Origin of the sequence: Haloarcula sp. Atlit-120R, assembly GCF_003665885.1 — an archaeon.
Lineage (GTDB): Archaea > Halobacteriota > Halobacteria > Halobacteriales > Haloarculaceae > Haloarcula > Haloarcula taiwanensis.
The window spans coordinates 123,801-141,109 of record NZ_QPLN01000004.1 but is presented as its reverse complement, the minus strand read 5'-3'; the positions used below and the strand labels follow the sequence as shown (position 1 = coordinate 141,109).

General features: G+C 62.1%; 17 protein-coding genes and 1 tRNA gene. 10 read left to right on the top strand and 8 right to left on the bottom strand.

Annotated elements, in window-relative coordinates; genetic code table 11:
* The first annotated feature begins 19 nt into the window (after positions 1–19).
* The gene (locus tag DVK01_RS15240) at positions 20–229 is read left to right on the top strand and encodes a hypothetical protein (RefSeq protein WP_064288162.1); all 210 of its coding nucleotides are present in this window, start codon (positions 20–22) and stop codon (positions 227–229) included.
* Positions 230–335: 106 nt separating this feature from the next.
* On the opposite strand, the gene DVK01_RS15235 is transcribed toward DVK01_RS15240, so the two are convergent.
* The 4 genes from DVK01_RS15235 to DVK01_RS15220 all read right to left on the bottom strand — a co-directional run bounded on the left by DVK01_RS15235 (position 336) and on the right by DVK01_RS15220 (position 3,461).
* Entirely contained in the window at positions 336–515 is a 180-nt protein-coding gene (locus DVK01_RS15235; RefSeq protein ID WP_101350194.1) for a hypothetical protein, read from the bottom strand.
* 139 nt (positions 516–654) lie between these two features.
* A complete protein-coding gene (gene glmU, locus DVK01_RS15230) occupies positions 655–1,836 on the bottom strand; it encodes a bifunctional sugar-1-phosphate nucleotidylyltransferase/acetyltransferase (protein ID WP_121537426.1) in 1,182 nt (393 codons plus the stop codon).
* Positions 1,837–1,946: 110 nt separating this feature from the next.
* A complete protein-coding gene (locus DVK01_RS15225) occupies positions 1,947–3,194 on the bottom strand; it encodes a DUF4352 domain-containing protein (RefSeq protein WP_121537424.1) in 1,248 nt (415 codons plus the stop codon).
* A 192-nt stretch (positions 3,195–3,386) separates the two neighbouring features.
* Positions 3,387–3,461 (bottom strand) — tRNA-Glu (locus DVK01_RS15220).
* 138 nt (positions 3,462–3,599) lie between these two features.
* Here DVK01_RS15220 and DVK01_RS15215 point away from each other — a divergent pair.
* Positions 3,600–4,250 carry a DUF502 domain-containing protein gene (locus tag DVK01_RS15215; protein ID WP_101350197.1) on the top strand — a complete coding sequence of 217 codons (651 nt, stop codon included), beginning with the start codon at positions 3,600–3,602 and terminating at the stop codon, positions 4,248–4,250.
* 44 nt (positions 4,251–4,294) lie between these two features.
* On the opposite strand, the gene DVK01_RS15210 is transcribed toward DVK01_RS15215, so the two are convergent.
* Complete coding sequence (locus DVK01_RS15210; protein WP_101350198.1) at positions 4,295–6,259, bottom strand: 3-hydroxyacyl-CoA dehydrogenase/enoyl-CoA hydratase family protein; 1,965 nt, start codon at positions 6,257–6,259, stop codon at positions 4,295–4,297.
* A gap of 113 nt (positions 6,260–6,372) precedes the next feature.
* Here DVK01_RS15210 and DVK01_RS15205 point away from each other — a divergent pair, with 113 nt between their 5' ends.
* From DVK01_RS15205 to DVK01_RS15195, 3 genes are all read left to right on the top strand, one after another.
* Positions 6,373–7,530 (top strand): acyl-CoA dehydrogenase family protein, encoded by a 1,158-nt coding sequence (locus DVK01_RS15205; protein WP_101350199.1) that lies wholly within the window; start codon positions 6,373–6,375, stop codon positions 7,528–7,530.
* Between the two features lie 266 nt (positions 7,531–7,796).
* Positions 7,797–8,354, top strand: a complete 558-nt coding sequence (gene cysE, locus DVK01_RS15200) for a serine O-acetyltransferase (RefSeq protein WP_101350200.1) — start codon at positions 7,797–7,799, stop codon at positions 8,352–8,354.
* Positions 8,355–8,399: 45 nt separating this feature from the next.
* Positions 8,400–9,011 (top strand): DNA-3-methyladenine glycosylase, encoded by a 612-nt coding sequence (locus DVK01_RS15195; RefSeq protein ID WP_121537422.1) that lies wholly within the window; start codon positions 8,400–8,402, stop codon positions 9,009–9,011.
* A 26-nt stretch (positions 9,012–9,037) separates the two neighbouring features.
* On the opposite strand, the gene DVK01_RS15190 is transcribed toward DVK01_RS15195, so the two are convergent.
* Entirely contained in the window at positions 9,038–10,390 is a 1,353-nt protein-coding gene (locus DVK01_RS15190; protein WP_101350202.1) for a RimK family alpha-L-glutamate ligase, read from the bottom strand.
* Between the two features lie 112 nt (positions 10,391–10,502).
* Here DVK01_RS15190 and DVK01_RS15185 point away from each other — a divergent pair, with 112 nt between their 5' ends.
* The 4 genes from DVK01_RS15185 (at position 10,503) to DVK01_RS15170 (ending at position 13,300) form a co-directional block, all read left to right on the top strand.
* Positions 10,503–11,525: a succinylglutamate desuccinylase/aspartoacylase family protein gene (locus DVK01_RS15185; RefSeq protein ID WP_101350203.1), complete on the top strand. Its 1,023-nt coding sequence runs from the start codon at positions 10,503–10,505 to the stop codon at positions 11,523–11,525.
* Positions 11,526–11,624: 99 nt separating this feature from the next.
* Entirely contained in the window at positions 11,625–12,044 is a 420-nt protein-coding gene (gene sdhC / locus DVK01_RS15180) for a succinate dehydrogenase, cytochrome b556 subunit (protein ID WP_053969169.1), read from the top strand.
* Entirely contained in the window at positions 12,044–12,409 is a 366-nt protein-coding gene (locus DVK01_RS15175; RefSeq protein WP_053969170.1) for a succinate dehydrogenase hydrophobic membrane anchor subunit, read from the top strand. The genes sdhC and DVK01_RS15175 overlap by 1 nt, the downstream gene beginning before the upstream one ends.
* Before the next feature lie 3 nt (positions 12,410–12,412).
* Complete coding sequence (locus tag DVK01_RS15170) at positions 12,413–13,300, top strand: succinate dehydrogenase/fumarate reductase iron-sulfur subunit (protein ID WP_101350204.1); 888 nt, start codon at positions 12,413–12,415, stop codon at positions 13,298–13,300.
* 156 nt (positions 13,301–13,456) lie between these two features.
* On the opposite strand, the gene DVK01_RS15165 is transcribed toward DVK01_RS15170, so the two are convergent.
* On the bottom strand, positions 13,457–14,806 hold the full coding sequence (locus DVK01_RS15165; RefSeq protein WP_101350205.1) for a PAS domain-containing sensor histidine kinase: 1,350 nt from the start codon (positions 14,804–14,806) through the stop codon (positions 13,457–13,459).
* A gap of 248 nt (positions 14,807–15,054) precedes the next feature.
* On the opposite strand from DVK01_RS15165, the gene DVK01_RS15160 reads away from it, so the two are divergent.
* Complete coding sequence (locus DVK01_RS15160; protein ID WP_101350206.1) at positions 15,055–16,881, top strand: FAD-binding protein; 1,827 nt, start codon at positions 15,055–15,057, stop codon at positions 16,879–16,881.
* A 39-nt stretch (positions 16,882–16,920) separates the two neighbouring features.
* Here the strand turns inward: DVK01_RS15160 and DVK01_RS15155 are convergent, their stop codons facing one another.
* Positions 16,921–17,241: a cupin domain-containing protein gene (locus tag DVK01_RS15155; protein WP_198560170.1), complete on the bottom strand. Its 321-nt coding sequence runs from the start codon at positions 17,239–17,241 to the stop codon at positions 16,921–16,923.
* Between the last annotated feature and the right edge of the window lie 68 nt (positions 17,242–17,309).

Sequence of the window (17,309 nt, the reverse complement as noted above, 5' to 3'; positions counted from 1 at the left end):
GCCACAGCATAATTGACCTATGGTCATCTCGACGGAACCAGCCTGGGGTGAAGCCGTGGAGCAGTTCGTCAAAGAGCACAAGAGCGCGATCGTGTACGCCGATATCGAGCAAGAGACAGTCCTGCACGAGGGAGCGGTTCGCGTCCTCGCAAACGGCTGGGTCGAACTACCAACGGGGCGACTCCTCTCGCCAGACGCTGTCCACCACATCGATACGCAGAGCGGCTGAAAGGAACTGAGTAAGGTGTTGTTGGCGAGGGAAGTCCACAGACCTATCGCGCGAGCGAACTCATCGATTGGTGGTCACTGCCCAGAAGACAGCTAGAGCAGACGCCTTATTGCCACTCTAGCCGGCAGTCCTCGTTGCAAAAGTGGGCGGTTTCGACGCCGCCGTCCTCTATCCATGTGATGACGCGGTGAGTCACTTCGTTGGCGATAGCGTCACCGCAGGTAGCACACTCCGGTGCCTCGTCCTCGTCGATATCTTCGTGGTGATCTGATGTCGGGTCGACCATCTTATTTGAGAGTGTCTTTCACGCCACTTAATCTCACATACTTACACTGAACATCACGAACATACACGAATGTCGAACCGGTAACAGAAGGCTAGCGACACGTAGTTACCGCAGACAGACGCTCGATAGAAGATGCCCGCTATCGGTCCCGGGTAACGGACTCTCCGGGGGTCGTCGTCGCGCCCGTCGAAAGGACGACACCGGCGTTCAGACTGGTGTTGATGGCCGTCTTCGCACCGTCGCCCGCGACGACACCGAACTTCCGTCGGCCCGTCGAGACGCGGTCGCCCTTCACCGTCATCTGGACCGGGTCGCCGTCGTGGCGGAGGTTCGCCACCTGCGTTCCCGCGCCGAAGTTGACCTCGCGACCGATGACGCTGTCACCCACATAGGAGACGTGGGGAACGTTCGAGTCCGCCATCAGAACGGTGTTCTTGAGCTCGACGCCGTGGCCGACGTGGGTATCCTCCCCCAGAAGGGTCGCCCCACGGACGTATGCGTTCGGACCGACGTGTGCGCCCGAGCGGACCAGCGCCGGTCCCTCGATGACGACGCCGGGTTCGATGACCGCGCCGGTCTCGACGACGACTTCGCCGCGCAGGTCAGCATCGCCACGCACCTCTCCGTCGAGTCGCCGGTCCAGTTGCCCCAGTTTCCACTCGTTGGCCTCCAGTAGCTCCCAGGGCCGGCCCACGTCCAGCCAGCGGTCGACTTCGACGGCAGTGACCGTCGACTCCTCAATGACTCTCGCAAGGACATCTGTGATTTCGCGCTCCCCGCGGTCGCTGAGCGGCACGTCCAGCCAGTCCCGCGCTTGCGCCGGGAAGACGTACGCTCCGGCGTTCGCCAGGTCCGTCGGTGGGTCGTCGGGCTTCTCGACAATGCCGGTGACAGTGTCACCATCGGCCGACAGCACGCCGTAACTGGTCGGGTCGTCGACGCGGTACGCGGCGACCGACGGTGCGGCGTCAAAGAGGGCGTTCAGGCTCTCGGCGTCGTAGAGGTTGTCGCCGTTGAGAACTGCAAAGGGGCCGTCGAGGTGGGCCTTCGCGGCGGCCACTGCGTCGGCGGTCCCCAGTTGCTCCTCCTGAACGGCAAAGCTGACCGGGACGCCGCTGTACTCGTCGCCGAAGTACGAGCGGACCACCTCGGCCTCGTAGCCGACGACGAAGATGAGTTCATCGGCCCCCGCCTGGATTGCCATGTCGGCGGTGTGTGCCACCAACGGTCGGTCCGCGACCGGGAGCATCGGCTTCGGTGTGTGGTCTGTCAATGGCCGCATACGCGTCCCCTGCCCCGCCGCGAGTACAACTGCTTGCATGGTCTGCCCGTCGCCCGGCCCCGAAAAATACCTACCGCTGTTGACTCGTTCGGGAGGCGGATTATCGAGAAGTCACGCTGATTCGGTCGTGGAGAAAGCCCTATCTACACCTATTCCACGGCCTCGAACGTCCACTCTGCTCCGAATGGCGTCGTCCGGTAGTCCCACCGCCTGTCCGCGTCCGGTTCCGTCACCAGTTCGATAGTTCTGGTTTCCCCAGCGGGAATCCGCTGCGTGTAGGGGCCATCAGAGTCAATGTACCACGTATCTGCGGAATAGCCGGCAAGTATTCCTGGTTCATCGGGCGTCTTGAACTCGAAGATGGACTTGAACATCCCTGCGCTGTCGCCCACGTTCTCGACCTCCATCTCGACTATCGCTTCATCGCCCGTGACGTCCTCCGGCGGAACATCGATGTTCGCCAGTTCGAATTCGGGGAAGCCACCGGGTGACTGGAGCGGGATTTCGACATCAGCGACTGCACTCCCTTCTGCGAGATTTATGCCGAACGCGAGGTCGTCAATCTTGGCCTTCGGGACAGCGTAAATCAGATGGCCGCTGTAGGTCTGCCCTGGATTGATGTTCTCCCCGGCTGCGTTCGTTCCGTCACGGCCTGCGGCCGACTCGCTCACGAAGCTCGACTCAGGAACGACAAAGTCGTCTTTCGACACCGTCTTCGCCTCGCCAGTTCCGTTCTCGAACGTCACGCTCAGAATCAGGAGGATATTATCTGAGACCGTTTCGCGAATGGCATGGACGGTGTTATCTCCCAAAGCCCGTTCGCCAGAGGGCAGTTCGTAGGCGATCATCTGTTCGTAGGACATATCAGACACTGTGGCCTGAACGCCGCTCGCAAGTTCGATGGTTTCCCCAGTACTCCCCCGCTTCGGGAGGACCGACACGGTTGACGTGACCGTATCGTCGACGGCGTAGAAGTCCGACGACGGTTCAAACGCCCAAGCACCGGCGTACTCGGCGTCGACACGATAGCTATGCGAGACTTCTTCGCCGGACGCCAGTCCGTCAGCGTTGACGGTGACTGTCTGTGGCTCAGTGTCAGCTGATTCTGAGTGGACGAACTCAATGGTTGCATCCCCGGAGATCGGCTCACCACCGACGTTGACGGCAGTCACGTCACCCTTGACCGTGTCACCGAACGCGACCTCTTTTGGCCCACTCACGGAGAGCAGTTTCAGCCGTGCCGGTGCCTCTTGATCTACTTCATACGTTGGTTCCGGCGTTGGTGTCGACTCACTGGTTCCGCCTCCGCCGTCTCCTCCGTCGCTCCCACTACATCCTGCAAGGCTGAGTGCAGCGATGCTGCTTCCGATCGTACTTACGTATGTTCGCCGTTTCATATACTACTGGCTTCATATACATATATAAATATGTGTTCTTTTATCCATATAATTGTCAGATATTAATACACAGAGCGGCGACACTGCGAAGCTCGGAGGTTGAATTCGCGGCTACGTACCGGCCGGTCAGAATATTGACGCGTCGAGTAGCGGGCACAGCAGTCGCTCACTGGTTTGCTTACGACAGTAATGTGCTCGGTCAGGGATTTGAACCCTGGTCCTCGGCTCGAAAGGCCAAGATGATTGGCCGGACTACACCAACCGAGCGTACTCATTCGTTCCGGGTGGACCAATTTAACCCCATCGAAATAGACGCTACCTGAGGATGCGTACCATTCCCAGAGACATCCAGATTGGGTGACAACTGTCGTCACACTTTATCGGTCAGACCGACTGTCCCACGATATGTCGGTCAGTTCGTTCGTCAAGAGCAACTTCTTGGCCGGGCTCGTTCTCGTTGGTCCGCTTGTGGCAACCATCGCTATCGTCCGCATCATCCTGGGCTGGGTCGGGGGGTTCCTCGACCCGCTCATCCGCGGGACGCGGCTGGCGGCGCTGACGGCGAACAACGTCTTGCTTGCCCAGTTGCTGACGCTCTCGGTTCTCGTCGCGCTCGTTACCGTTCTGGGCTATCTCGCCCAGCGAAGTATCGGCCAACAGCTCTTCGGGAAGACGGGCCAACTGGTCACGTTCGTCCCTGTTGTTCGGACCATCTACGGCAGTATTCGGCAGATGACCACCTCCGTGGTCAATCGGCAGTCGGACTTCGAGTCCGTCGTGTACGTGGAATACCCTCGGGAGGGTGTCTACCAGCTTGGGCTGAAAACAGGGACAAGCCCCGCAGATGTCTCCGAGGCAGCCGATGAACGCGCATCGAGCCTGTTCATTCCCGGAAGCCCTAACCCGACCCAGGGGATGCTCGTGATGGTTCCCGAAAGCCAGACCTACGAGTCCGACCTCAGCGTTCGGGCAGCCATCCGCCTGCTGATGACGACCGGCATGGCACAGTCCAACGACGCCATTCCACTCGACGACCCGAGGTCAGCAGCGGAGTGACCGACGCCGGGTAGGGCGGCGACGGCGCTGCCGGTCCCAGCAGCTTACTTCCCTTCGAAGTCCGGTTCTCCGTCGCCCATGAACGCGTTGATGCCCTCCATCACATCGTCGGTGCCGATGAGATGACCGAAAGCCTGTGATTCGACTTCGAGGCCGGCGTCGATGTCGTCGCGGCCGGCGAGCATCGCGCGCTTGGTGAGTTTCTGTGCGACCGGCGGGCCGGCGGCCATGTCCTTCGCCAGTTCGAGCGCGTGCTCGTGGAGGGCGTCGTTGTCGACGACCTCGTTGATGAAGCCGTATTCGGCCATCTCGTCGGCGTCGTAGCGGTCGCCCGTGAAGATAATCTCCTTGGCGCGGCCTTCGCCGACGATGCGGGCGAGGCGCTGTGTGCCGCCCCACCCCGGCAGGAGGCCGAGGTTGTGTTCGGGCTGGCCCAGTTCGGAGCGCTCCGAGGCCACGCGGAGGTCGGCACAGGTCGCCAGTTCCATCCCGCCGCCCAGCGCGTAGCCGTCGATCCCGGCGACGACCGGCATCGAGCATTCCTCAAGCTTCCCGAAGGTTTGCTGGCCCTTGCGGGAGAGTTCGATAGCGTCCAGCGGCGTCGCGTTCGAGGCCATCGCCTGGACGTCGGCCCCCGCGGAGAACGCCTTGTCGCCGGCCCCGGTCAGCAGGATAGCACGCACCTCGTCGTCTTCTTCGAGCAGGTCGACGGCGTCGGCGAGGTCGTCCATCAGCTCCGGGCTGACAGTGTTCATCCTGTGTGGGCGGTCGAGTTCGATGTGGCCGACCATCTCGCCGGGGTACTCGACGGTGACGTTGTCGAACTCTGCCGGCGCGTCGTCTTCACTGCCGTAGAAGCCACCGTCCTCTGCGGCCTCTCGGAGGCCGTCGGAGACGGCGTAGCGCTCCGCGCCGGTCTCCTCGTGGGTTTCTTCGAGTGTGTCGACGAGCGTCTCAAGACCGGTCTTGTCGGCGATTTTCGCGGGACCGTCCGGGAAGCCACCGCCGAGCTGGACAGCCTGGTCGATGTCCGCGACGGGGGCCACGTCGTTCTCGACGAGCTTCCCGACTTCGTTTGCCATCACGGCGATGAGGCGGTGCTCGACATCTTCGCGGCCGGCATCCGTCGGAATGTCGACGCCGCCGTTCTCGTAGTCGTAGAAGCCTTTCCCGGTCTTCTTCCCGAGTTCCTCGTTCTCGACTTTCTGTTCGAGTAGCGGACACGGGGCGTAGGGCTCGCCCAGCACTTCGTGCATATATTCGAGGACGTGGAGGCCGACATCGTTCCCCACCTGATCGGAGAGTTCGAACGACCCCATCGGCAGGCCCATGTCGAACTTCGTCGTCGAGTCGACCTCGGCGATGGTCGCCTCATCGCTGTGGACGAGCCACGCGGCCTCGTTCATCAGCGGGACGAGGATGCGGTTGACGATGAACCCCGGCGAGTCCTTGCGGACGCGGACCGGTGTTTTACCGAAGTCCTCCGCAAGCGCCTCGATAGCGTCCAGCGTGTCGTCGCCGGAGTGTGCACCGGAGATTACTTCGACCAGTTGCATTCGCACCGGCGGGTTGAAGAAGTGCATCCCGCAGAACTGCTCGGGCCGTTCGGTGACTTCCGACAGTTCCGTGATGGAGAGGCTGGACGTGTTCGTGGCGAAGATGGCGTCTTCGGGGGCGTGTTCTTCGACCTCTGTGTACACGTCTTTCTTGATCTCCATCTTCTCCGGCACGGCCTCGATGACCACGTCGACGTCGCTGACTGCTTCCTCTACATCGACAAGCGGCGTCACGCGGTCCAGCGCCGCGTCAGCCTCGTCCTGCGTGAGCTGGTCCCGCTCGGCCAGCTTGTTCAGCGACCATTCGATGTTGTCGTAGCCGTCCTCGACAAACTCGTCTTTGATGTCTCGCATCCGCACGTCGTAGCCTGCGAGTGCGGCCACTTCGGTGATTCCATGACCCATATTCCCGGCACCGAGCACGGCGATAGTGTCAATATCCTCGAAATCCATGACATATCGTTCCACTGCCGGCCGAGGCTTCAACGTTTCTCTCATTAGAAAACCACTTTCGAGTTTATTTCGGATTACAAACCATTAATGCATTTCACGTCAACACACCACATATGGACTTCCAACTAACGAAAGAGCAGCGACAGATAAAAGACGAGATTGCCCGGTTCGCGGAAAACGAAATCAAGCCCGTCGCGACCGAGTACGACACGGAAGAGAAGTTCCCCCGAGAGATCGTCGAGAAGGCCGCTGAGATGGGGCTGACAGGTGCGAACATCCCGATGGAGTACGGCGGCGCAGGCTACGATACGCTGACGAACGCCATCATCGCCGAGGAGCTGTTCGCGGCCGATCCCGGCATCGGTCTGAGCATCCAGTCGGCCGCCTTCGGCGCGGACGCACTCATTGGATTTGGCTCGGAGGCCCAGAAAGAGGAGTACTTGGAGCCGGTGGCGACCGGCGACGCCATCATGGGCGCGGCCATCTCCGAACCCGACACCGGTTCAGATGTGTCGTCGGTGTCGACACAGGCGCGCAAGGAGGGCGACGAGTGGGTCATCAACGGCAACAAGATGTGGATTACCAATGGCTCGGTCGGTGACTACTTCGTCGTGCTCTGTGAGACCGACCCCGACGCAGAGGGGCGGTACAACGGCTTCTCACAGATTCTCGTCGAGTCCGACCGCGACGGGTTCGAGGCAGAGAAGATTACGGGGAAGCTCGGCATTCGCGCGTCGGACACGGCAGAGCTCATCCTCAACGACGTGCGCGTCCCCGAGGACAATCTTGTCGGTACGCGCGGGGCCGGCTTCCTCCAGATAATGCAGTTCTTCGACGAGACCCGGACCGGCGTGGCCGCACAGGGTGTCGGTATCGCCCGCGGGGCCGCCGAGCGTGCCCTGGAGTACGCACAGGACCGTGAGCAGTTCGGCCAGTCCATCTCGGAGTTTCAGGCCATCCAGCACAAGCTTGCCGAGATGTTCACCGAAATCGAGGCGGCACGGCAGCTCACGCATAAATCCGCCTGGAGCGTCGACAACGACGCCGACCGGCTCACCGAGTTGGCGTCGATGGCCAAAGAAAAGGCCTCCCGCGTCGCCGTCGAGACGGCCGACGAGGCCGTCCAGATCCACGGTGGCGCTGGCTACGTCAACGACTTCGACGTCGAGCGGTTCTACCGCGACGCAAAGATTACCCAGATCTACGAGGGAACGACCGAGATCCAGAAGAACATCATCGCCCGGGAACTGCTCGGAAAGGGCATGACCTGAGCAGTCCCCGGTTGTCGACGTGAGACACCCGTCTCCCGAGGGTGCGCTCGTTGAGTGAGGAACGACAGCAGTCCAACCGCTGCTTTTTAAGCCGCCGAGTAACGTAGAGTAGCCAACTATGGGCGACCGAGTCCCACGCCGTGCTACTCGCCCGCTCCGGACCGTAATCAGTGGTTGCTCCCCCCGCCGCCGTTGTTGTCCCCGGTGACTCGGACCACGACCGACTGTCTCGTGTGCAGACGATACGCTCCCCCCACACTACACTAATGTTCGACCGACTGAAAGCGGATATCCGTACAGCACTCGCAAAGGACCCGGCGGCGACCAGTGCCATAGAGGTCGCGCTCACCTATCCCGGCCTGCACGCGATCTGGGCCTACCGGGTCGCGCACTGGCTCTGGACCAACGACTGGACGCTGCTCGCCAGACTCGTCTCCCACATCACGCGGTTCCTGACAGGCGTCGAGATTCATCCCGCCGCGGAGGTCGGCGACCGCGTATTCATCGACCACGGGATGGGTATCGTCATCGGTGAGACGGCCGAGATCGGCGACGACGTGCTCCTGTACCACGGCGTGACGCTCGGCGGCACGTCCATGCGACGGGAGAAGCGCCACCCGACAGTCGAAGACGGCGCGACCGTCGGTGCTGACGCCTCGATAATGGGACCGATTACCGTCGGAGAAAACGCCTCCGTCGGCGCTGGCGCTGTCGTCGTTGACGACGTGGCGCCGGAGACGACAGTCGTCGGCAACCCGGCGGAACCAGTCGGTGCGGACGGTGTCACTTCACCGAATCCAGACCCTATCATCGCCGACGGCTAACAGGGACAGACACGTTCTTTTCGGTCGAGCTAGTACCACAGAACGATGAGTGACTCGCCACACGAGGCGTTACGTGCGGACCCCGACATCGGGCCGCTGGTCGCGGCACACGGCGAACTCACGCTTGACCCCGCATCAGACCTCTTTGAGCGACTCGTCGTTTCGATTCTCCGCCAGCAAGTGTCGATGGCGTCGGCCGCCGCAACGCGAGAGCGGCTGTTCGACGCCGTCACCGTGACGCCGGCGGGCATCAGAGAGGCAGATGACGAGGTGCTCCGGGATGCTGGTCTCTCGCGGCAGAAGACTCGTTACGTCAACGAGGTCGCCGACACGTTTCTGGACCATGGCTACTCGCTGGAGACGTTCGCGGACGCCAGTGACGAGGAGATCCGCGAGGCCCTGACAGCGATTACGGGTGTCGGCGACTGGACTGCAAATATGCAACTCCTGTTCGCGTTCGGCCGCGAAGACGTGTTCCCGGTCGGCGACCTCGGCATCCGCAAGGGGTTCGAAGCCGTCGTCGGAGAGGGGTACAGCCGCGCAGAGATGCGCGAGTACGCCGAGCGGTGGTCGCCGTATCGGAGCTACGCGAGCCTGTATCTGTGGCGGGCCAGCGAGGATATCGCCGAGAGCGTCGCCGAAGTGCGCGAGGACTGAGCCGGTTCGGAATCTGGTGCGAACGGTTACTCCTCGCTCTGTTCCTCTTCTTCGGTCTCCACGTCTGACTCGTCGTCGGCACGGCGGGTCACGTCGACCTGATAGTGCTTGAGGATGTCCCGTCCCAGCAACAACGGGTAGTCCATGTGCCCGCGGTCTTCGACGCTTGCGGTGACGGTGTGCTGGGTCCCGCCAACACCGACGACAAGGTCGACGACCGGGCGCGACCGACCGGACTTGAGGCTCCCGGACTTGATTTTCACGATGTCGAGAATCGGTCCCGTTCCGATTTCCGCGGCGAGTTTGGCGTCGATACTAGTTCTGGTCGCACCCGTGTCGGACTTCGCGAGGACGGACTTGGTCCCCTGGGTCCCGGTGACGACGACCTCCTCGATGTAGCCCACGACGACGTTCTCCTGCGCCTGCGGCTGTGGCTTTTTCGGCGTACACGCGGGCTTGGAGTCGTCGAGTCGGTCCGAGAGCCGTTCGACAGTTTCGTCGTCGACACTCCCGCCAGCGCGCTCGATGGCGAGCTGGGCGATATAGGGAGCGGGGCTGACACCACTTGCCTTGAACAGTCCGCGGAACCCGGCGGTGGGGTTGACTTCGAGCACGTAGTACCCGTCGTCGCTCTGGACGATGTCGACGCCGGCGTAGTCCAGCCCGATTGCCTCCACCGAGTCGAGGGCTATCTCCCTGACCCGCTCGGGGAGCTTGCCGGTCATGTCCTCAACGTCGCCGCCCAGCGCGACGTTGGTCCGCCACTCGCCCTCGGGCGCGTAGCGGTTCATCGCGCCGACGATCTGGTCGCCGACGACGTACACGCGGAGGTCGTGGTGGCGTTTCTCGTCGTGTTCCATGTACTCCTGTAAGAACGCGTAGCGGCCCCCGACCTGTGCGTTGACCTGGTTTTCGATGTCGACCATCCACGTTCCGCCGCCGTGAGTGCCGATGGCCGTCTTGTACACCGCGCGGTCACCGAAGCGGTCCCGCTCCTCGTTTAACATATCGCTCGACAGCGCGAGCAACGCGTCCGGGACCGGGACGCCGGCGTCAGCCAATGCGGCAGCGCTCGCAAACTTGTGTAGGGCCGTCGTCGCCGCCATTGGCTCGTTCAACATCGGCGCGAGCCGGCTGATGGTCATCCCCAGTCCGATCCCTTCGGCAGGGTGTTCGCTGCTTGACAGCAGCAGTCGGTTCGCAACGACGTCGACACTTGGGTTGAGTGTCATCTCGCCGTCAGCAACGCTGACCGCAGTGTTTTCCGCGCGAAGCCACTCCGTTCCGTAGCCCATCTCGTCGACCGCGTTCAGAATCGCCTTCGATTCTTTGCTTGAGTGGAGACTGAGAACACCCACTGTGAGGTCTTGGTCGCTCATGTTGTCGCCTTCTGCCGGCCCCAGTATAGGTGTACGGATGCGGCATGCGGCACGGCCAGTCCGGACCTGCCTCGCCGGAGGGGTTTTATCAGCCGCCTCGTGTTGTGAGTGCATGGGCAAGGCCGAGCCGTTCACCTACGACGGGGGAATTGTGTCGCCGGGGGAGACCCGCAACATTCGCTATACGGTCAGCGAGACGTATCTGGGGGATGCCGTCCGAATGCCGGTTACCATCGTCAACGGGGAACGGCCCGGTCCGACAGTGTTTCTCACCGCAGCGGCACACGGCGACGAACTCAACGGCATCGAGGTCGTCCGGGAAGTGGCCCACGAGTGGGACCACGAGGGGCTGGCGGGGACGCTAATCTGTCTCCCGGTGCTGAACGTCCCTGCGTTTCTGGCACAGGAGCGATACCTGCCCATCTACGACAGAGACCTGAACCGCTCGTTCCCCGGTGACCCCGACTCGACGAGCGCCAAGCGGATGGCACACAAGATTTTCCGGAACTTCCTGGCCCCCTGTGACGTGGGCCTCGATTTCCACACGTCAACACGCGGGCGAACTAACATGCTCCATGTCCGGGCAGACATGGACGACCCGTCAGTCGCGCGGGTCGCGAACGCCTTCGCGTCGAACGTCATCATCTCCTCTGACGGCCCGTCAGGGTCGCTCCGGCGGGAACTGAGCGATTCGGGCGTCCCAACGATCACGATAGAGATGGGCGAAGCCCACCGGTTCCAGCGACCGCTTATCGACTCGGCACTGGAGAGCGTCCGGTCGGTGCTCGCGGAGTTTGGCCTCCGTGACTCCGATACGGTCCGGTGGCCGGGCTGGCGGACAGTCATCGACGACAGTGGCGAGAAAACCTGGATACGGGCGGACTCGGGCGGTTTAGTGGACATGCACTACGACCGCGGCGACCTGGTGTATGAAGACGACGTGATCTGTACGATCGCGAACCCGTTCAAGACGGAGAACACGCTGATGCGTGCGCCGTTTACCGGCCTGCTGGTCGGCATCCTCGAGAATCCACTGGTGTATCCCGGGAACCCCCTCTGTCACCTTGTCAGACTTGATGACCGGACACAGCGCGCAATCGAGTGGAACCGTCGGACGGACGACGACGATTGGTAACTGCGGAGTAGTCAATTGACGAACGTCTTCGGGCAGGATTCCGGCGATACGCGTCCGTTGTAGAAACTACTATCTGTCCCCGGACTAACCCCCCAGTGTATGAGTCAGTCTTACAATCGCGGCACCGTCGAGGACTTCGGACGGTGGCGGGAGTTCACGGCCGGGATGTGGGCCTGGATCTTCCACAAGTTCACCGGCTGGGTTCTCGTGGGCTACCTGTTCACCCACATCGCGGTGCTGAGCACTTCGGTCGGCGTCGATCCGGCGAGCGCACAGGCAGGCACCGACCTCTACACCAGCACGCTCAGCGGCCTCGAATCGCTGCTGATCGTCCGGTTCCTCGAAGTCGGGCTCCTGGCCGTCGCCGTCTTCCACATCCTCAACGGGATTCGACTGCTGATGGTTGACCTCGGCGTTGGGCTGGAATCGCAGGACAAGAGCTTCTACGCCTCGCTCGTGCTGACGGGCGCCATCGTCGTCGCAAGCGTGCCGACGTTCCTCGGGGGGAAACTACTCTAATGGCACAGCACTACTCCTCCTTTGACCGCGGCGGCCGTCGCTGGCTGTTCCAGCGCCTGACAGCGGTGTTCCTGATCGGCGTGCTCGCGTTCCACTTCATGCTGTTGCACTTCGTGAACCACGCCGCAGATATCACGTTCCTGGGCACGCAGGCCCGAATGAGTCAGGTCAGCTACTTCGCGACGATGTGGCTGTTCCTCGTGACCGCGACGTTCCACGGCGTCAACGGCGTGTACAACGCGCTGGTCAACCAGGGACTCACCGGTTCCCAGAAAAACGCAGTCAAATATATGCTCGGCATCGCCGGCCTCCTGCTCGTCGTGCAGGGGACCCGCGTGTCGCTGGCCATGACGACCCTCGTCTGAACTATGAGCACGCAAATCGAACAACAGGAGACCGAAACGGAGGCCGACGAGGAGACAGAGCCCGAGGTCGAATCCCCGGGTGACCGTCGGCGCGCACAGCGAGACGAACGACAGGCACAGGAGCAGGCCCAGCGAGAAGTCGAAGAGGAGACGCTCGACGACGAAGACACGATCACGCTGAAGGTGTTCCGCTATGACCCCGAAGTCGAGGGGAAGCAGGAACCACGGTTCGACGACTTCCGCGTCCCGTTCCACAAGGGGATGACTATCCTCGATGCCCTCATCTACGCACGGGACCACTACGACTCATCGCTGACCTTCCGACACTCCTGCCGGCAGGCCGTCTGTGGATCCGATGCGCTGTTTGTCAACGGGAGACAGCGACTCGGCTGCAAGACGCAGATATCCGAGCTCGAGGACCCCATCCGTATCGAGCCACTGCCCCATCAGGAGGTCGTGAAGGACCTCGTCGTCGACATGGAGCACTTCTACGACCAGATGGAGGCCGTCGAGCCGTACTTCGACGCCGACGAGCTCCCTGAGGACGAACTCGAAGAGCAACGCCAGACCCGGGAGAACCGCGAAAAGGTCAAGATGTCCACGCGGTGTATCTGGTGTGGCGCGTGCATGTCCTCGTGTAACATCGCCGCCGGCGACAACGAGTACCTCGGCCCCGCCGCCATCAACAAGGCCTACCGGTTCGCGATGGACGAACGCGAAGGCGAGAACCGCAAGCAGGAGCGCCTGCGTATCATCGAACAGGAACACGGCGTCTGGCGCTGCCAGACCCAGTTCTCCTGTACCGAAGTGTGTCCGAAGGACATCCCGCTGACAGAGCACATCCAGGAACTGAAGCGGGAAGCGGTCAAGAACAACCTCAAGTTCTGGTAACGCGGTTCGACTGGCTAGTTTTCCGGTTCGCGTTCGGAGTCCGACAGCGACGGTGGCCCGAGCCGAATAGCCACAGCGGTCGTGATCTAGATCCACGCACTGAACTGTGTGAGATGGGTTTTGGAGGGGATCACAGGCACGAGCGCAGAGCTCAGTTCAGCTATCGGAACAGATAAACTCGAAGCGCGCACCGCCGCTTTCGCTGTCGGTGGCGATGACCTCCCAGTTGTGTGCGTCGACGATTTGTTCGACGATGCAGAGCCCGAACCCGGTTCCCTCATCGGCCGTCGAGTAGCCGGGTTCGAACAGGTCCGCGGTGCCGTCCTGAAAGCCCGCGCCGTCGTCCGTGACGTAGAATCCCCACGGCTCTGTTCCGACGGTGACGGTCACGTCGTCGCCACCGTGTTCGATAGCGTTCCGAAAGAGGTTCTCAAGTAATTCCAGCATCGCGCCTTCGTCGGCCTTGATGCTGTCGTCAGCAACAGTTTCAAGCGTCGCGTTCTGGGTGTCGACCATCGACCAGGCCCGCTGAGAAAGGGCGTCGAGGTCGACTGTTTCGATCTCCGTCGGGTCGACGCCCTGTTTGGCGAGTACGAGCAAGTCGTCGATGAGCGTGTACATTCGGTCAATGCTCCGCTCGGCTCGCTCGAAGTGTGCTTCTTCGCCGGTCTCACGCGCGAGTTCGAGCGAGCCGTCGAGGACATCCAGCGGGTTCCGGAGGTCGTGACTGATAGCGTCCGAGAAACGCTCAAGGCGCTGGTTCTGTCGTTTGAGTTCCTGTTCGCGCTGTTTCCGTTCGGAGATATCGCGGGTCGTAACGACAACGTGGTCTTCCAGCGGGCCGCTCGCGACCTGCTGGCCACGGGATTCCGCCCAGATCCAGTCACCATCGGCGTGGCGATATCGGTGTTCGATGACAGCGACGTACCCCGGGTCGTCTATCATCCGGCCGAACTCGGTGAGCGCGGTCGAGAGGTCGTCCGGGTGTACGTACTCGAAGAGGTCCGAGTCTTGCATTTCCTCTTGCTCGTAGCCGAGGACGCGTTCCACAGACGGGCTGATGTACTCGACGCTGCCCTGCTCGTCGAACACAGTGAGTACGTCGGAGGTGTGTGTGACGAACTGGTGAAACTGGGCCTCAAAGCGCGGCCGGTCGCTGACATCGCGGGAGGTGAATACTCGGCAATCGCGGTCCGTCTCAGTGGCCGTTGAGACGATGGTTTCGAGCCAGAGCCAGTCGCCGTCGGCGTTTCGGAACCGGTACTCGGTCCCGTCGTCCTCTCGTTCGCCCACGAGTGTGGCGCGGACGCGGTCTGTATCTTCTGGGTGGACGAGATCCAGCCAGTTCGTGCCGACGAGCGACTCCATATCATACCCTAATATACGTTCGATAGCCGGACTCACGAACCGTATCACCAGTTCGGTGTCGGTAACTGTCAGAACTGATGGTGCTTCTGCTAACACCGCTTCGAAATCATCAGTTGACGTGAGGTACTGGTCTGGCATCAGCGTTGAAACGGGCCGGGGCCGTACTGAGACTATCCGGTTGCTCTAGTATCAGTAGTTGGTTCCTAAGTATTCACAGCGTGTGATATAATTCCATCGGATAGGTCAAAAATTCACTTTTACTGACAGTACGTGCCGGTGTCAGAAATGGGATACAGCTCACTATAAGCGTCACGCTCGGTAACGCAACAGGGAGGCTTAAGTTTGGCTAATCCTAAGCCGAAACCACGCCAAGAGACACTCTCACAATGTACGAACACGATGTCATCGTGGTCGGCGCGGGTGGCGCTGGCCTCAGGGCGGCTATTGCAGCGGACGAAGAGGGTGCAGACGTTGCCCTCGTGACCAAGCTCCATCCGGTTCGGAGCCACACAGGTGCCGCGGAGGGGGGAATCAACGCCGCGCTGCAGGAAGGGGACTCCTGGGACCTCCACGCGTACGACACGATGAAGGGGTCCGACTACCTCGGCGATGCCCCTGCTATCGACACCTTCGCCAAGGACGCCCCGGAAGAGGTCATCCAGCTCGAACACTGGGGAATGCCCTTCTCGCGTGAGGACGACGGGCGCGTCTCCCAGCGACCCTTCGGCGGTCTCTCCTACCCGCGGACGACCTACGCGGGTGCCGAAACCGGTCACCACCTCCTGCACACGATGTACGAGCAGGCGGTCAAGCGCGGCATCGAAGTGTACGACGAGTGGTACGTGACCCAGCTTGCGGTCACTGACCACGACGACCCCGAGGACCGCGTCTGTCACGGCTGTGTCGCCTACGACATCAAGTCCGGGGAGATTCAGGGCTTCCGGGCGAACAACGGCGTCATCCTGGCGACCGGCGGTCTGGGGCAGGCCTTCGACCACACCACGAACGCCGTCGCCAACACCGGGGACGGCTGTGCGATGGCCTACCGCGCCGGCGTCCCGATGGAGGACATGGAGATGATCCAGTTCCACCCGACCACGCTCCCGTCGACAGGCGTGCTCATCTCCGAAGGGGTCCGCGGCGAGGGCGGCATCCTCTACAACGACGACGAGGAGCGGTTCATGTTCGAGCACGGCTACGCCAACAACGAGGGGGAACTGGCCTCCCGCGACGTGGTCGCCCGGGCCGAACTGACGGAAGTCAACGAGGGCCGCGGCGTCGAGGACGAGTACGTCGACCTCGACATGCGCCACCTCGGCGAGGAGCGCATTCTCGACCGTCTTGAGAACATCCTCCACCTCGCGGAGGACTTCGAGGGCGTCGACGGCCTTGAGGAGCCGATGCCGGTCAAGCCCGGCCAGCACTACGCCATGGGCGGCGTCGAGACCGACGAGAACGGCGAGACGTGCATCGACGGCCTCTACGCGGCCGGTGAGACCGCCTGCGTGTCGCTACACGGCGCGAACCGACTCGGGGGCAACGCCCTGCCGGAACTACTCGTGTTCGGCGCTCGCGCCGGCCACCACGCCGCTGGCAAGGACATGAAAACCGCCGAAATCGAGACTGGTCCCTCCGCCAAAAGCGAGCCTGGCGACGTGGAGCCACCGGTCGAACCTGGCGCAATCGACGCCAGTAGCGGCGACGTTGCCGCAGACGGGGCCGCTGTCGAACCGACGGCGGTACTCGAAAGCACCGTCGAGCAGGAACGCCAGCGCGTCGAAACCCTCATCGAGTCCGACGGCATCAACCACGCTGAAGTTCGCGCGGATGTCCAGGAGACGATGACCGAGAACGTCAACGTGTTCCGGACAGAGGAGGGCCTGGAGAAGGCCCTGCGGGACCTTCGGGAAGCCCGCAAGGAGTACGAGAACGTCGCTGTCGAGGACCCCTCCCGGACCTACAACACGGACCTCATCCACACCATCGAGACGCGCAACATCCTCGACGTGGCCGAGGCCATCACGCTCGGCGCACTTGCCCGCGAGGAGTTCCGCGGCGCACACTGGCGCGCCGAACACCAGGAGCGCAAGGACGACGAGTGGATAAAACACACCATGCTGGCCTGGAACGAGGGCCAGCCGGAACTGTACTACAAGCCCGTTATCCTCGAAGGCGACGAAGAGACCTACGAACCGAAGGTCCGGTCGTACTGACGACCTGCCCACCGCCTGGGTTATCTGTTTGTGCGAGTTTCAGGGCGCGCCGACGAGGATAAACGTGCTCTCAGTATCGCCGTTGTGGATCGCTCGCTCCGCCTCCGGCGGAAGCCTGATTGCGTCGCCGGCTTCGAGGGACACCTCGTCGCCGTCAACCTCGACAGTCGCTGTTCCCTCGACGAGGACGTACACCTCTTCGTGACCTTCGTCGGCGTGGTCGTGCGGTTTGCCGGTCCAGCCAGCCTCACAGTCCAGCACAGTGACGCCAACCTGCTCACAGTCCAGCGGGTCCCGGAGGAAGTGCATCGCATCTGCGACCGGTTCCACGTCGGTGTAGTTGACTTTCGTGTAGCTCACGTCCAATACTGTCGTCGGCCAGCATGAAATAAGCTGTTGTGGATCCGATAGGAATAGGCAAGGGACAG

Bases quoted from the DNA above. Each gene is read 5' to 3' on its own strand.
- DVK01_RS15160 (WP_101350206.1), top strand. From the start codon at position 15,055: ATGTACGAACACGATGTCATCGTGGTCGGCGCGGGTGGCGCTGGCCTC.
- DVK01_RS15205 (WP_101350199.1), top strand. From the start codon at position 6,373: ATGGACTTCCAACTAACGAAAGAGCAGCGACAGATAAAAGACGAGATT.
- cysE (WP_101350200.1), top strand. From the start codon at position 7,797: ATGTTCGACCGACTGAAAGCGGATATCCGTACAGCACTCGCAAAGGAC.
- DVK01_RS15165 (WP_101350205.1), bottom strand. From the start codon at position 14,806: ATGCCAGACCAGTACCTCACGTCAACTGATGATTTCGAAGCGGTGTTA.
- DVK01_RS15170 (WP_101350204.1), top strand. From the start codon at position 12,413: ATGAGCACGCAAATCGAACAACAGGAGACCGAAACGGAGGCCGACGAG.
- DVK01_RS15225 (WP_121537424.1), bottom strand. From the start codon at position 3,194: ATGAAACGGCGAACATACGTAAGTACGATCGGAAGCAGCATCGCTGCA.
- DVK01_RS15215 (WP_101350197.1), top strand. From the start codon at position 3,600: ATGTCGGTCAGTTCGTTCGTCAAGAGCAACTTCTTGGCCGGGCTCGTT.
- DVK01_RS15195 (WP_121537422.1), top strand. From the start codon at position 8,400: ATGAGTGACTCGCCACACGAGGCGTTACGTGCGGACCCCGACATCGGG.
- DVK01_RS15235 (WP_101350194.1), bottom strand. From the start codon at position 515: ATGGTCGACCCGACATCAGATCACCACGAAGATATCGACGAGGACGAG.
- glmU (WP_121537426.1), bottom strand. From the start codon at position 1,836: ATGCAAGCAGTTGTACTCGCGGCGGGGCAGGGGACGCGTATGCGGCCA.
- sdhC (WP_053969169.1), top strand. From the start codon at position 11,625: ATGAGTCAGTCTTACAATCGCGGCACCGTCGAGGACTTCGGACGGTGG.
- DVK01_RS15190 (WP_101350202.1), bottom strand. From the start codon at position 10,390: ATGAGCGACCAAGACCTCACAGTGGGTGTTCTCAGTCTCCACTCAAGC.
- DVK01_RS15240 (WP_064288162.1), top strand. From the start codon at position 20: ATGGTCATCTCGACGGAACCAGCCTGGGGTGAAGCCGTGGAGCAGTTC.
- DVK01_RS15185 (WP_101350203.1), top strand. From the start codon at position 10,503: ATGGGCAAGGCCGAGCCGTTCACCTACGACGGGGGAATTGTGTCGCCG.
- DVK01_RS15210 (WP_101350198.1), bottom strand. From the start codon at position 6,259: ATGGATTTCGAGGATATTGACACTATCGCCGTGCTCGGTGCCGGGAAT.
- DVK01_RS15175 (WP_053969170.1), top strand. From the start codon at position 12,044: ATGGCACAGCACTACTCCTCCTTTGACCGCGGCGGCCGTCGCTGGCTG.